This is a genomic window from Streptomyces sp. M41, assembly GCF_043673425.1.
In the GTDB taxonomy this organism is placed as follows: Bacteria; Actinomycetota; Actinomycetes; order Streptomycetales; family Streptomycetaceae; genus Streptomyces.
The window spans coordinates 1-14129 of sequence record NZ_JBIMKE010000025.1 but is presented as its reverse complement, the minus strand read 5'-3'; the positions used below and the strand labels follow the sequence as shown (position 1 = coordinate 14129).

13 protein-coding genes are annotated in these 14129 nt (G+C 71.7%); 9 read left to right on the top strand and 4 right to left on the bottom strand.

The genetic code is table 11. The features are described from left to right. Positions 1-127: 127 nt before the first annotated feature. The 3 genes from ACHBTE_RS26400 to ACHBTE_RS26390 all read left to right on the top strand — a co-directional run bounded on the left by ACHBTE_RS26400 (position 128) and on the right by ACHBTE_RS26390 (position 3338). The gene (locus tag ACHBTE_RS26400; RefSeq protein WP_394726592.1) at positions 128-1093 is read left to right on the top strand and encodes a YbhN family protein; all 966 of its coding nucleotides are present in this window, start codon (positions 128-130) and stop codon (positions 1091-1093) included. Positions 1094-1137: 44 nt separating this feature from the next. Continuing rightward, positions 1138-1902, top strand: coding sequence for a crotonase/enoyl-CoA hydratase family protein (locus ACHBTE_RS26395; RefSeq protein ID WP_394726591.1), 765 nt, complete (start codon positions 1138-1140; stop codon positions 1900-1902). 341 nt (positions 1903-2243) lie between these two features. After that, positions 2244-3338, top strand: coding sequence for a mechanosensitive ion channel family protein (locus ACHBTE_RS26390; RefSeq protein WP_394726590.1), 1095 nt, complete (start codon positions 2244-2246; stop codon positions 3336-3338). Positions 3339-3397: 59 nt separating this feature from the next. Here the strand turns inward: ACHBTE_RS26390 and ACHBTE_RS26385 are convergent, their stop codons facing one another. Beyond that, entirely contained in the window at positions 3398-4969 is a 1572-nt protein-coding gene (locus ACHBTE_RS26385) for a M1 family metallopeptidase (protein WP_394726589.1), read from the bottom strand. A gap of 252 nt (positions 4970-5221) precedes the next feature. Here ACHBTE_RS26385 and ACHBTE_RS26380 point away from each other — a divergent pair, with 252 nt between their 5' ends. The 5 genes from ACHBTE_RS26380 (at position 5222) to ACHBTE_RS26360 (ending at position 10286) form a co-directional block, all read left to right on the top strand. After that, positions 5222-7441 carry an NADP-dependent isocitrate dehydrogenase gene (locus ACHBTE_RS26380; protein WP_394726588.1) on the top strand — a complete coding sequence of 740 codons (2220 nt, stop codon included), beginning with the start codon at positions 5222-5224 and terminating at the stop codon, positions 7439-7441. Between the two features lie 274 nt (positions 7442-7715). Then, complete coding sequence (locus ACHBTE_RS26375; RefSeq protein ID WP_394726587.1) at positions 7716-8573, top strand: helix-turn-helix domain-containing protein; 858 nt, start codon at positions 7716-7718, stop codon at positions 8571-8573. Continuing rightward, on the top strand, positions 8570-8788 hold the full coding sequence (locus ACHBTE_RS26370) for a DUF397 domain-containing protein (protein ID WP_394726586.1): 219 nt from the start codon (positions 8570-8572) through the stop codon (positions 8786-8788). Before ACHBTE_RS26375 ends, ACHBTE_RS26370 begins: the two co-directional genes overlap by 4 nt. A 50-nt stretch (positions 8789-8838) precedes the next feature. Then, positions 8839-9492, top strand: coding sequence for a hypothetical protein (locus ACHBTE_RS26365; protein ID WP_394726585.1), 654 nt, complete (start codon positions 8839-8841; stop codon positions 9490-9492). Between the two features lie 5 nt (positions 9493-9497). Further along, on the top strand, positions 9498-10286 hold the full coding sequence (locus tag ACHBTE_RS26360; RefSeq protein ID WP_394726584.1) for an N-formylglutamate amidohydrolase: 789 nt from the start codon (positions 9498-9500) through the stop codon (positions 10284-10286). A gap of 9 nt (positions 10287-10295) precedes the next feature. Here the strand turns inward: ACHBTE_RS26360 and ACHBTE_RS26355 are convergent, their stop codons facing one another. Genes ACHBTE_RS26355 through ACHBTE_RS26345 form a run of 3 tightly spaced genes read right to left on the bottom strand, consistent with a single transcriptional unit; the run spans position 10296 to position 12870 of the window. Further along, positions 10296-10796: a hypothetical protein gene (locus ACHBTE_RS26355; RefSeq protein WP_394726675.1), complete on the bottom strand. Its 501-nt coding sequence runs from the start codon at positions 10794-10796 to the stop codon at positions 10296-10298. An 8-nt stretch (positions 10797-10804) separates the two neighbouring features. Further along, complete coding sequence (locus ACHBTE_RS26350) at positions 10805-11380, bottom strand: RNA polymerase sigma factor (protein ID WP_394726583.1); 576 nt, start codon at positions 11378-11380, stop codon at positions 10805-10807. Between the two features lie 59 nt (positions 11381-11439). Further along, positions 11440-12870 (bottom strand): S8/S53 family peptidase, encoded by a 1431-nt coding sequence (locus tag ACHBTE_RS26345; protein ID WP_394726582.1) that lies wholly within the window; start codon positions 12868-12870, stop codon positions 11440-11442. Positions 12871-13018: 148 nt separating this feature from the next. Here ACHBTE_RS26345 and ACHBTE_RS26340 point away from each other — a divergent pair. Then, the coding region (locus ACHBTE_RS26340) for a tetratricopeptide repeat protein (protein WP_394726674.1) at positions 13019-14129 on the top strand (1111 nt) is incomplete at its 3' end.

The following is a 14129-nucleotide window of genomic DNA, read 5'->3' as shown; positions in this document are numbered from 1 at the left end:
CATCGGCGTCGGCATCGCTGTCGGCGTCGGCGTAAGGAAGATCGCTGTCCGTCCGCAGCCGGTCCGTAAGACGCCGGCCGTGCCGCCGCAACCCGCTGTTGGCGCGGCGCGGCGAACCTCTGCCGGTGTGACAGCCCAACTCCTCCTGAGACGCAGCCTGCTCCGGCGCCTCCCGCTCCGCCGGATCCTGTGCCTGCTCCCCGTCGCGCTCGTCGTCGTGGTGGCGGTGCGGCACCGCGACGTGCTCGCCGAGGGCATCGGCCGGCTGGCGTCGGCCGAGTGGCCGTGGCTGCTCGCGGCGACCGGCGCCACCTGTCTGACCTGGGTCGCGGCGGCGGTGACCCGGCAGGGAGCGGTGGTCGACCGGCTGCCGGGACTGCGGCTGCTCGTCACCCAGTTCGCGGCGGGCGCGGCCAACCATCTGCTGCCCACGGGGCTGGGCGCGAGCGCGGTCAACCTGCGCTTCATGACGGTGTGCGGTCTGTCGCCGGCCCGTTCCTCGGCGGCGCTGGCGCTGTATCTGCTGGCGGAGAGCGTGGCCCGGGTCGGTCTCCTGGCCGCGCTGCTCATCACCTTCCCCGACGCGCTGCGTCTCGGACCGCTGCTGCCCGCGGGGGTCTGGGGCCCGCTGCTGACGGCGGCCGGAGCGACGGCGGCCGTGGCGGCGGTTCTCCTGGTCTGCGTACGACGGCTGCGCGCCGTCGTTTCGTCGTTCCTGCGCACCGCGCTGGGCGAGGCGCGCTCGGTGCACGCCCGCCCGTCCCGGGCGCTGGCGCTCTGGGGCGGATCGCTGGCCTTTCCGGTACTTCAGGCGTCGGGGCTCGTCCTGGTGGGGCTGGCGCTGGGCCTTCAGGTGCCGCCGGCCCATATCGCGCTCGCGTATCTGGCGGCCACCGTGGCCGTCGCCCTGGTGCCCACGCCGGGCGGACTGGGCTCGGTCGAGGCGGCGCTGGTCGTGGCACTGGTGGCGGTGGGCGGCCCGGTGACGGTGGCGACGGCGGTGGTGCTGGCCTACCGGATCATCACGGTGTGGCTGCCGCTGCTGCCGGGGGCGTTGACGCTGGGGGCGCTGGTGCGGTGGAAGATCATCTGACGGGTCAGTAACCTGCGGGTCCCAGCCATGGAAAGGGGCCCGCCATGCCGGTCCGCGTCGAGCGCCAGGGACACGTCACCACTGTCGTCCTCTCCCGCCCCGAGGTCCGCAACGCGGTGGACGGCCCCACGGCGGCCGAACTCACGGCCGCCTTCCGTGACTTCGAGGCGGACGACGAGGCGCGGGTGGCGGTGCTGTGGGGCGAGGGCGGCACCTTCTGCGCGGGTGCCGACCTCAAGGCGATCGGCGGGGAGCGGGGCAACCGGGTCGCCGAGGAGGGTGACGGGCCGATGGGCCCGACGCGGCTGCGGCTGTCGAAGCCGGTGATCGCCGCGGTGGCCGGACACGCCGTGGCCGGCGGCCTCGAACTGGCCCTGTGGTGCGATCTGCGGGTGGCCGAGGAGGACGCCGTCTTCGGAGTGTTCTGCCGCCGCTGGGGGGTTCCGCTCGTCGACGGGGGCACGGTACGGCTGCCGCGGCTGATCGGCACGAGCCGCGCCCTGGACATGATCCTGACCGGCCGTCCGGTCCCGGCGGACGAGGCGTACGCCATGGGCCTGGCCAACCGCGTCGTACCGGCGGGACGCGGTCGCGCGCAGGCGGAGGAACTGGCCGCCCGGATCGCGCGGTTCCCCCAGGCGTGCCTGCGCGCCGACCGGGCGTCCGTGCTCGACCAGGAGGGGCTGGAGGAGGGGCCGGCGATGCGGGGTGAGCTGCGTCATGGCATGGGGGTGCTGGCGGAGAGCCTTCAGGGCGCGGCACGGTTCGCCGCGGGGGCGGGGCGGCACGGTTCGTTCGGGGGCGAGTGAGTCGTTCGGGGGCGAGTGAGGGACCGGCGTGCGCGGGGGTGTGCGGCTCGCGGGCCCGGCGTGAGCATCGAGTGCGACTCGGGGAGCGGCCATTGCCCTCCGATGGCCCGGGAGTTCGGGAGAGAATGCCCGAAACCGAGCGGTGGCGCCGTTCGGTCGCCGGTCCTGGCGCGAACACGTGTACCCGATACGGCAGGATGAGCCCGCGCGCAGGACTCGGGGGACGGGGTGGCCGGCGCGACGGCACATGGCGGAAATCGAGCAGGTGACAACGTGACGAGACTTCATATCCGGCCGTCGGCGGAGAAATGCGCCGCAGCTCTTCCTTCCGGGGGTGACCGGTGAAGCGAGCGCTCACTGTGGACGACCTGGTCGTCGCCGGGATCGCGCTGGCGGCGGGGCTGCTGGCGGCCTTCCTGCTGCGGATGCTGCTGCGCTGGCTGGGCAAGCACGCCGACCGCACCCGCTGGAGCGGCGACGACCTCATCGTGGACACGCTGCGCACCGTCGCGCCGTGGGCGGCCTTCCTCGGCGGCGCCGCGTCCGCCGGTGCGGCGCTGCCACTGACCCGGACCGTTCAGCACAACGTCAACAAGACCCTGACCGTGCTGCTCATCTTCGTCGTGACCCTGACGGTCGCCCGGGGCGTCGCCGGACTGATGCGGACGGTCACCCAGTCCCGCCCCGGCGTCGCCGGTTCCGCCACGATCTTCGTCAACATCACCCGGATCCTGGTGCTGGCCATCGGTTTCCTGGTGGTGCTCCAGACCCTCGGCATCTCCATAGCGCCCCTGCTCACCGCCCTGGGCGTCGGCGGTCTGGCGGTCGCGCTGGCGCTTCAGGACACCCTCGCCAACCTTTTCGCGGGCATTCACATCCTCGCCTCCAAGACCGTCCAGCCCGGCGACTACATCCGGCTGAGCAGCGGTGAGGAGGGCTACGTCGAGGACATCAACTGGCGCCAGACGACGGTCCGCAACCTCTCCAACAACCTGGTCGTGATCCCCAACGGGGAACTCGCGAAGACGAACATGACCAACTTCATGCGCCCCGAGCAGCAGTTGACGATCCTGCTCCAGGTCGGCGTCGCCTACGACAGCGACCTGGACCATGTCGAGCGGGTGACCAACGAGGTCATCGCCGAGGTGATGGCCGATGTCGAGGGCGCCGTACCGGACCACGAGCCGATCATCCGCTTCCACACCTTCGGCGACTCGCGGATCGGCTTCACGGTCATCCTGGGCGTCGGCGAGTTCAGCGACCAGTACCGGATCAAGCACGAGTTCATCAAGCGTCTGCACCGGCGCTACCGCCTGGAGGGCATCCGCATCCCGGCGCCCACGCGGACGGTGGCCATCCAGCAGGGGACGGTGGCGATCCCGCAGCAGCGCGGCCCCGAGGAGGCGGACGAGCTCGCACCCGTCCGCCTCGACTGAGGCACCGCTGCCGGTCCGGGCGGCACCTACGGGTGGCGACGCCTACAGGCTGGCGGCACCTACAAGGTGGCCGAGTTGTCGTGGTAGTGGCCGCCCCGCCGGCTGTGCGGCGCGACGAGCGACGGGTTCACCGGGGTGACCGTCCAGTCCGGATGCCCGGGCATCCGCGGCGTCTTCGTGCCGTACAGCCACTCCCGCAGGAATCCGGACAGATCCTGACCCGAGACCTTCGAGGCGACGGCGATGAAGTCCGCCGTCGACGCCGAGGAGTTGCGGTACCGGGCGAGGAAGCGGCGTTCCAGGGCGTCGAAGGCGTCCTCGCCCACCAGGTTGCGCAGTGCGTACAGGACCAGGACGCCGCCCAGATAGCGCTGGGACTCGAACAGGTTTACCGCGTTCGGTGCCGCCACCGGCCCCCAGTCGTGGCGCCACTGGTCGCCGCGGGCGTAGGTGTCCTTCATCCGGGCTTCCAGGGTGGTCATGCCGAGTGAGTCGGCCCAGCCGCGCTCATAGCGGTAGAGCAGGCCGTAGAAGTCGGCGTGTCCCTCGTTCAGCCAGAGGTCGGCCCAGGTGGCGGGGCTCACGCTGTTGCCGAAGTAGGAGTGGACCAGCTCGTGCATCATGTGCGAGCCGATCTTCTTCTCCTCCTGGAGCAGGAAGCCCGGCTTGTAGATGGTGAGGGTCTGGGTCTCCAGGCCGGTGAAGTCGAAGGCGTCCGGGGCGTCGGAGTTGCAGGGCAGCAGTCCGTACGTCTCGAACGGGTAGGGGCCGAGCCTGGCCTCCAGCCACTCCACCAGCCGTGGGGTCAGCGCGAGCGCCGGTTCGAGCGCCTCGGCCCGCGCGGTCGGGACGACGTCGCGCAGCGGCAGTCCGTGCGGGCCCTGCCGGTCCTTCACCACATAGTCGCCGACCGTGATCTGCACCAGCTCCGTGGCCATGGGCTCGCGTGAGCGGTATGTGTACGCCGTACGGTCGCCGGCCAGGCTCTCGGTGCGTACGAGCAGGCCGCTCGCCACGCCGCGCAGGCCGCTCGGGACGGTGAGGCGGAAGGAGAAGTCCGCTTTGTCGGACGGGTGGTCGTTGCAGGGGAAGACGGTGTGGGCCGAGTTCGGCTGGCAGCACACCGCGAACCCGTCCGGCGTGTCGACCCAGCCGGTGTGAGGCAGGTCACGACGCGGGTCCACCGTGTACCGCACCTGGACGGTGGCCGAGCGTGTGGCGTGGAGGGTGCGCGCGGGCGTGATGCGCAGCTTCTCGTCCACCTGCTCGAAGGTCGCCGGGCGGCCGGCGACGCGGACCGCTCGGACGTCCAGGCCGAGGGCGTCGAGGGAGAACCGGGTCAGGGTCCGGGTGGCGCGGATCTTCAGGAAGGCGGTGGCGTCGACGAGCCGGGTGGTGGCGTCGTAGGAGAGGTCGAGGTGGTAGGCCGCTACGCGGTAGCCGTCGTTACCGAGGGCCGGGAAGACAGGGTCGCCGAGGGTCTCGGGGCCCGGGGCGCCGTGTTTGCCGGCGGCCGGGGTCCCCGTCGCCTTCGTCGTGGGTGCCGCTTGGGCCGAGGGAGCGGTGGCCAGGGCGGCGGCGGTGCCGATCAGGGCCGCCGCGGGGGCGGTCACTCGGGTGCGATATCTCATGGTCCGCTTTCGCTCGGGCGGCCGGGTGGTCAGGGCCGGCCGCCGGATCGGTGATGTCGGAAACAAGTGATCCCCCTACATGACCACCGCCCCACCCGTCAGGTTGCACGGACGCGCTGCTTCCCCTTGCTGCCGGAACATGACGGGACCCGGCCATGTCCCGGCTTCTGTGTGCGGACCCCTGTCGAGTACGGGTCGATCACGAGATATCTTGATGTCGAGCAATGTTGCAGACGTGGAGCGGAGCACCCGGTGACTGACTCGACCATCATCTATACGCACACTGACGAGGCCCCGGCCCTGGCGACGTATTCCTTCCTGCCGGTGGTCCAGGCATACGCCTCGCAGGCGGGTGTCGCCGTCCAGACGCGGGACATCTCGCTGGCCGGCCGCATCATCGCGGTGTTCCCGGAGTACCTGACCGAGGACCAGCGCATCCCGGACGCCCTCGCCGAGCTCGGTGAGCTCGCGAAGACGCCGGCCGCGAACATCATCAAGCTGCCGAACATCTCGGCGTCGATCCCGCAGCTCAAGGCCGCGGTCGCCGAGCTGCAGAGCCAGGGCTACGCGCTGCCGAACTACCCGGACGACCCGAAGACCGACGAGGAGCGGGAGATCCAGGCCCGCTACGACAAGGTCAAGGGCTCGGCCGTGAACCCGGTCCTGCGTGAGGGCAACTCCGACCGCCGCGCCCCCGCCTCGGTCAAGAACTACGCCAAGACCCACCCGCACCGCATGGGCGCCTGGACCCCCGAGTCCAAGACCAACGTGGCGACCATGGGCCGGGACGACTTCCGCTCCACCGAGAAGTCCGTCGTGATCTCCGAGGCCGGCGCGCTGAAGATCGAGCACGTCGCCGAGGACGGCACCACGACCGTGCTGCGCGAGTCGGTACCGGTCCTCGCCGGCGAGGTCGTCGACGCCTCCGTGATGCGGGTCGCCGCGCTGCGCGAGTTCCTGACCGCGCAGGTCGCCCGGGCCAAGGCCGAGGGCGTGCTGTTCTCGGTGCACCTCAAGGCCACGATGATGAAGGTCTCCGACCCGATCGTCTTCGGCCATGTCGTCCGCGCCTTCTTCCCGAAGACCTTCGCGAGCTTCGGCGCCGACCTCGCCGCCGCCGGCCTGTCCCCGAACGACGGTCTGGGCGGCATCCTCAAGGGCCTGGACGCGCTGCCGAACGGCGCCGAGATCAAGGCGTCCTTCGAGGCCGAGATCGCCGAGGGCCCCGCGCTGGCCATGGTCGACTCCGACAAGGGCATCACCAACCTGCACGTGCCGTCCGACGTGATCGTCGACGCCTCGATGCCGGCCATGATCCGCACCTCCGGCCACATGTGGGGCCCGGACGGCCAGGAGGCCGACACCCTCGCGGTGCTGCCGGACTCCTCCTACGCGGGCGTCTACCAGGCCGTGGTCGACGACTGCCGGGCCAACGGCGCCTACGACCCGTCGACGATGGGCTCGGTCCCGAACGTCGGCCTCATGGCGCAGAAGGCCGAGGAGTACGGCTCGCACGACAAGACCTTCGAGATCAAGGCCGCCGGCACGGTCCGCCTGGTCGACCAGGCCGGCAATGTCCTCATCGAGCAGCCGGTCGCCGAGGGCGACATCTTCCGCGCCTGCCAGACCAAGGACGCGCCGATCAAGGACTGGGTGAAGCTGGCCGTCACCCGCGCCCGCGCCACCGGCGACCCGGCCGTCTTCTGGCTGGACGAGACCCGCGCGCACGACGCCAACCTGATCGCCAAGGTCAACGCCTACCTGCCGGAGCACGACACCGAGGGCTTGGACATCCGGATCCTCGCGCCGGTCGACGCGACCAAGCTGTCGGTGGAGCGCATCCGCCGCGGCGAGAACACGATCTCGGTCACCGGTAACGTCCTGCGCGACTACCTGACCGACCTCTTCCCCATCCTGGAGCTGGGCACGAGCGCCAAGATGCTGTCGGTCGTCCCGCTGATGGCGGGCGGCGGCCTGTTCGAGACGGGCGCCGGCGGCTCCGCGCCGAAGCACGTCCAGCAGCTGGTCAAGGAGAACTATCTGCGCTGGGACTCCCTCGGTGAGTTCTTCGCGCTGGTGCCGTCCCTGGAGCAGTACGCGACCGCTACCGGGAACACCCGCGCGAAGGTCCTCGCGGACACCCTCGACCGCGCCACGGCGACCTTCCTCAACGAGGACAAGTCCCCGACCCGTCGCGTCGGCGGCATCGACAACCGCGGCAGCCACTTCTACCTGTCCCTGTACTGGGCGCAGGAGCTGGCCAAGCAGACCGACGACGCGGAGCTGGCCAAGGCCTTCGCCCCGCTCGCCGAGACGCTCACGGCGAACGAGCAGAAGATCGTCGACGAGCTGAACGCCGTCCAGGGCAAGCCCGCCGAGATCGGCGGCTACTACCAGCCCGACCCGGCCAAGGCCGCCGCGGTCATGCGCCCGTCGGCCACCTGGAACGAGGCGCTCGCCGCGCTGAGCTGACCCACGAGGCCGTAGCGCCCTGCCACCTCCGCCCCGACCGGCGCACCGCCGGGCCGGGGCGGAGTCATGTCCGGGGCGGAGTCCGGTCCCGGAGCGGAGTCATGTCGGGCGGAGTCCGGTCCCGGGCGTTGACCATGCCCCTTTGTCGTCGGGCAATTTCTTATACGCAATTGCGTGGGCCACATGCATGATCTCAACTATCCTCACGTACAAGGCAATTGACGACCGGGCGCACTTGCCCGGAGCAACAGACGCGAGGGGTGAGGCAATGGCCATGGCCGGCGGACCCACGCTGCGGCGGCGTCAACTCGGCGCTGAACTGCGCCGCCTGCGGGAGCACGCGGGAAAGCGGATCGAGGACGTCGCGGCGCACCTGGAGTGCTCGATGTCCAAGATCAGCAGGGTGGAGACCGGCCAGGCCCCGATCAAGGCCCGGGACGTCCGCGATCTGCTCCAGTGGTACGGCGTCACCGACCCGGAGCTGACCGAGGCCGTCATGCAGGTCCACAAGGGGGCGCAGCAGCAAGGCTGGTGGGCGCATTACAACGAGGTGCTGCCCTCGGGCATGGCCACCTACGCGGGCCTGGAGGCGGACGCCGGCGTCCTGCGCAGTTACGAACCCACCTTCGTGCACGGCCTGTTGCAGACCGAGGACTACGCCCGCGCGGTGATCGCCGCCGTGCGGCCCAACGAGCCGTACGAGGTGGACCAGTTGGTCCGCTTCCGCAAGGAGCGGCAGGCGCTGCTCACCCGGACGCCCGAGCCGCTGGAGCTGTGGGTGGTGGTGGAGGAGAGCGCCCTGCGCCGGCCCGTCGGCGGCACCGAGGTCATGGCGGCCCAACTGGAGCACCTGGCGCAGGCGGTGCGGCTGCCGAACGTCACCATCCAGATCATGCCGACGGCCAAGGGCGCCCACGCGGCCCTCGCCGGGACCTTCTCGCTGCTGGAGTTCGGGCCGCGCGAGCCCACCGTGGTCTACGTCAACTCCATCGCCGGAAACGTGTATCTGGAGAAGGAACGCGACGTACGCACCTTCATCCAGACCTTCGACCTCGTGCGGGCCGCCGCTCCCGACCCGCAGGAGACACCCACCACGCTGGAGCGGATCGCAAGGGAGATGCGGGAATCATGAGCGCGCACGACGGGCGGACGCCGGCGCGGGCCGCCCTGGACGGGGCCGACTGGCGCAGAAGCAGCCGCAGTTCGGGCAACGGAGCGTGTGTCGAGGTGGCGGCCGTCGCCGGTCTCGTCGCGGTCCGGGACTCCAAGGTCGCTCAGGGACCGGCCCTGGTGTTCGCACCGCACGAGTGGCGGGCGTTCCTCGGCGGAGGACTGCGCCGCTGCTGAGCGAGGAGGAGCAACCGTCGGCGGGCCGGGGCGGAGAGCCACCGGAACAGTTGCCGCACGTACGAACGGAGTACGACGCGCGACCGGCCCCTTGGCGCGTCGGGCTGCCCGTGAACGAGGTCACCTCTCTCCCGCCCGTCGCGTCCGGCGCGTTCTACACCGCCGAGACCTTCTGGACGGCCGCGGGCGTCGCCGGGACCGTGCTCGTCGGGGTCCTCGCGATGTGGAGCGCGTTCCGCTCGGCCCACCCCAAGCGGCGGCTCAACTACACCTTGAGCCACCGGCCGTTGGTCCGCCGACGCGTGGACGGCAGCCTGGAGATCCGGCACAACGGCACGTTACTGAGCGATCCGCACCTCGTCGAAGTGGTGCTGACCAACGCCGGGCGCCGAGACATCGCCAGCGGCGCGTTCGACCGGGGGGAGCCCTTCCAGGTGGATCTGGGCGTGCCCTATCTGGACGTGCTCAGCACCGAGTCCAGCCCCGCGACGGCCAGGGTGCCGCCGGTCTCCGTACGCGGCTCGCGCCTGACCATCGGGCCGGGCCTGATCGGCCGCGGCACGACGATCACCTGTCTGCTGCTCGTGGACACGGCACCGGTGTACGACTGCCGGCACTCCCTCGTCGACGTGAAGGTGCAGCACGTTCCCGTGGTGACCCCGGCACGCCGCCTCACCCGCCCGCCCCTGACCCGAACGATGTGAGAGAGATGTCTGCTTCCTTCGACCTGCTGCCCGGCGCCGCCGACTCCCCCGTGATCCTGCACGTACCGCACTCCGCCCGCGACATCCCGGCCGAGGTGCGGGCCGGGATCGTGCTCGACGAAGGCGCGCTGGGGCGGGAGCTGGACCACATCACCGACGCGCACACCGCCGAGCTGGCCGAGGCGGCGGTCCGGCCGGCCCGGGTCGCGCCCTGGCGGTTCGTCAACCGGCTCTCGCGGCTGGTCGTGGATCCGGAGCGGTTCCCGGACGAGCGGGAGGAGATGCTGGCCGTCGGGATGGGCGCCGTCTACACCCGCACCACGCACCTGGCGCGACTGCGGCCCGCGGACACCGACCCCGGCCCGCTCGTCGAACGGTACTTCCGGCCGTACGCGCAAGCCATGACGGACGCCGTGGCCGGCCGGCTCGCCGCCACCGGCCGGGCCGTGATCATCGACGTCCACTCCTATCCGAGCGCCCGGCTTCCCTACGAACTGCACGGCGAGGGCCCACGCCCGCCGGTCTGCCTGGGCACGGACGCCTTCCACACGCCGCCCGCGCTGCTCGCGGCGGCGCGCGAGGCGTTCGCCTCCTGCGGGGAGACGGGGCTCGACAGTCCGTTCAGCGGCACCTACGTACCGCTGGAGTTCTACGGCACCGAGCCGCGGGTGAGCGCCCTGATGATCGAGATCCGCCGGGACACATACATGACGGAGCCGGGCGGTCCGGCCGGTCCCGGACTCACCCGGCTCGCGCGGGCACTGGCGACGCTGGTGGACGCCGCCACACGCTGAGGGTGGCGCTCAGGCCCGCAGCCACTCCGTGACCACGACCTCGCCGCCGGTCCGCAGCCGCAGGGCGAAAGGGCCGTGCGGCGGGGCGTCGCCGGCGAACCGGCCCATGGCGTCGGCCTCGACCGGCACGGCCGTCTGCGGGCCGCCGAGCACCTCGATCCGCGCCTGCTGCGGTGGCAGCACCTGCCCCATCAGGCCCTGGGCGGTCACCTCCACGTCGACCGTCACCTCGCCCGCGCGGAACGTCAGCATCCGCGGCGCGTCGGTCGCCCCCCTGACCGGAATGGCGTCCACCAGCGAGTCGAACGTCAACTCGGCGATACGGGCGTCGAGGTCGTGCAGCGCGAACGCCTCCACGGCGATCTGCTGGAGCTCGGCCGGCACCGGGTCCCAGATGGCGGCGGCCTGGCGCAGCTCCTCCTCGAGCAGCTCGATGTCGAACCCGCCGTCACCGCCGTCACCGTCGAGGTCGTCGCCGAGGGGCCCCTCGTCCCTCACTTCGTCGTGCATGTCGTCGTTCACAGCGCTCCCCGTGCGTCGAGTCGGGCCCGAAGGCGGCGCAGACAGCGCTGGCGCAGCGGCCCGATGCTGCCCACGGCGATGCCCAGTGCGGCGGACACCTCGTGGTAGCTGGGCGGCGGCGAGGCCATCAGCACGCGCAGCAACTGGCGGCAGCGTTCCCCGAGTTTCTCGAACTCCTGCCACATCCAGCGGATCCGTTCGGACTCGGCGGCGGCCTCCTCCGAGTCCAGGATCGACTGCTCGGGCGTACGGTCCTCACTGACCCGGTCGAGCAGTTGCGGATCGTTCGTCACGGTCAGCCGCCGCATGGCCTTGATCACCTTCAGACACTCGTGCCGCGCGGTGCTCGCCAGCCATGACCCGGCCTTCTCGGGTTCCCGGATGCGCCCGAGGTGCTGGGCGAAACGGAACCAGACGGTCTGGTACACCTCATGGGCGTCGGCGTCGCCCAGCCGATGAGCCCGCACCACCGACCACACCAGTGGGCTCAGCCCTTCCACCAGCGCCTTCCAGGCCGCCGCGTCGCCGTCGACGGCGGACTGGACCAACGCACCGACATCTGCACGGTCCACAGCCCCACCCCTCGTGTACGGCAAGTCATCGTACGCCGCGGAGGGGGCGGTTCCGACCCTCATGACCGACGAGCCGGCTGCACGACCGGGACGGGGCGCCAGGTCGGGGGGCGGAGCGCCGGTACGTGCGCCCCGCGCACCTCGGCGAAACCGGAGTTCGCCGCGAGCATCTTGTACCGCGCGACGCGCGGGTCGTTCTCCTGCTGCGCCGTCATGTGCGCGGCGATCATGCCGGCGACGAGCGGAGTCGCGAAGGACGTGCCGCTCCAGTGCGCGAACCCTTCGAACATCACCTGGTCGGGCTTGGTGGCGCCGCCCTCCTCGCTCAACACGCCGTTGTGACGCGGCGACTGACAGGTACAGGTGTAGCCGAAGCCGTACCGGCAGGCGTCGTAGGTGGAGTGCTGGTAGACGTAGGGCACGGGGGTGTCGAAGCCTGTGAGGACGCTGGTGAGCCGCTCACCGGGGGCGTACGCCTTCACCCAGGCGCCGTGGTTGCTGAAGCAGGCGCCGAACTCGCCGTCGCTGCGCAGCGCGCCGACCGAGAGCACGACGTCCTGGTAGTCGGCGAGGTCGGCGTAGGCGGCGGGCCAGAAGGGCGTGGCGCTGCCGTTGTTGCCGGCGGCGGCGACCAGCAGGGTGCGCTGCTCGCGCAGCTCGCGCATGAAGGCTTCGATGCCGAGCAGACCGTCGGTGCGGCCGTTGGAGGTGCCCGCGGACAGGCTGAGGATGTCGGGCCAGCCGCCCGCGTCGACGGCCTCGAAGAGCTTCTCGCCGAACTCGGACTCCAGGATGGCGCCCGCGTCGTTCAGGGAGTTGCGCACGGTGATGGCGGTGTTGGGGGCGACGGCGGCGACGAGCCCGGCGATGAACGTGCCGTGGCCGACGTACTGCTGGAGGACTCCGTCGTCGTCGCACTCCCTGATCTGGGCGTCGCCGTCGGTGTGGGCCAGCAGCGGCGAGGAGCGGAAGTCGCGCATCAGGCCGGTGTCGACGACGAGGACGCCGACGGCGCTGTCCGGGTCGTAACCGCCCTCGGCCGCGGCGGGGTTGAGACCGTCGGTCTGCGCCACCGGCTCGGGCTCGTCACCGGGGCAGGAGTTGACCGCGATCGACACGAGGTGATTGCGGCTGACCAGCCGGCGTCCGGCCCGGCCCTCCGTCTCCCGCAGGGCGCGCAGGGCGTGCGCGACGGTGCGGTCGCCGCTGGGGTCGCCCTCGCCGGGGTCGCCGACCTGGATGCGGGTGATGCCCGAGCGGTTGGTCCGCGGGCCCGCGCGGCGCACGTTGTCCTGGACGAGATCGGGTTCGGCGGTGAAGTGCGCCCGCACGGTGTCCTCGACGACCTGGGCGTCGTCGCCGTCGCGGACCAGCACATAGCCCTTCTCGTAGATGAACTCGGCGGAGTCGTCCGGTCCCATCGCGAGGGGGACGTCGGGCATGGAGCGCTGGATGTGCGCGAACTGCTCGTTGAATCGCTGTGGTGCCATGGCGTGTCCTCCTGCTGAGGCGACGGTCGTCAGTCAGAGCCGTGCGGTGGCTGATTGATACAGCGCCAAACCTGTGTGGCACGGTTCCGGGGCAACTACCATCCGTGGAGTGACAGCGGGAAGCGACTCGGTTCTCGAACTGCTGCCGATGGTGTTCGCCGCCCCCAACGACGCGCTGGCGAGGGCGGAAGGGGTGCTCGGCGCGGACCCGTCGCCCTTGCACGCCTCCGTGGCCCACCAGGTGATCGGCATCTGGCAGCGGGACTGGGGCGACATGCGCATCGCCCTCCACCATCTGCGGCGTGCCCGGGATCTCGCGGCGCGCGCGGAGTCGGCCGAGCGGGAGGCGGACGTCCTGGCGGCGCTCGGGGTCGCATTGGTGCACGCGGGTCGCACACAGCAGGGTCTGTCCGCGCTGGAGCGCGGGATCGAGCGCGGCAGCGGACACACCCGCGCGCGGGTGCTGTTCCGCCGGGCGTACGCGCGGTGGGTGCTGGGGCGTCACCGGGAGGCGCTGGAGGACGTCCGCAAGGCGATCCCGGTGCTGCGGCAGGTGGAGGACGTCATCTGGACGGCGCGGGCGCTGACGCTGCGGGCGACCGTGCATCTGGCGCTCGGCGCGGTGGACCGGGCGGACGCCGACTTCACGGCGGCCGAGGCCCTGTGGGACACCACCGGCCAGGAGCACGACAAAGCCGACGCGGTGGAGAGCCGGGGCCTCGCGGCGTTCCGCTCGGGCGACATCCCGGCGGCGCTGCGGCTGCTGGACGAGGCCGAGGAGCGGTACGCCAAGCTCGGCACGCCGACGTTCATGCTCAGCATCCGCCGCTGCGAGGTGCTGTTGGCCGCCGGGCTGCCCCGGGAGGCGCTGGCCGAGGCCGACGCGGCCATCGCCGTGCTCGACGGGATCGGCGGCCAGTCCACCCGCAAGGCCGAGCTGCTGCTGGCCGCCGCGCGCGCCGCGCTGCTCGCGGGCGACGCGCACACCGCGATCGCGCGCGCCGACATGGCCGTACGGCTCTTCGCCGGTCAGCGGCGCGGCTGGTGGGAGGCGCATGCGCGGCTGGTGCTGATCGAGGCGCGGGTGGCGGCCGGACGCAGTTCGGGGCGGCTGGTGGCCGACACGGCGGCGGTCGCGGAGCGGCTGGCCTCGTTCGGCGCGCCGGCCGCGCCGGAGGCTTCGCTGCTCGCGGGCCGGATCGCGCTGTCGCTCGGCTGGCGGGCGGACGCCGAGCGTCATCTGGCGCTCGCCGCCCGCG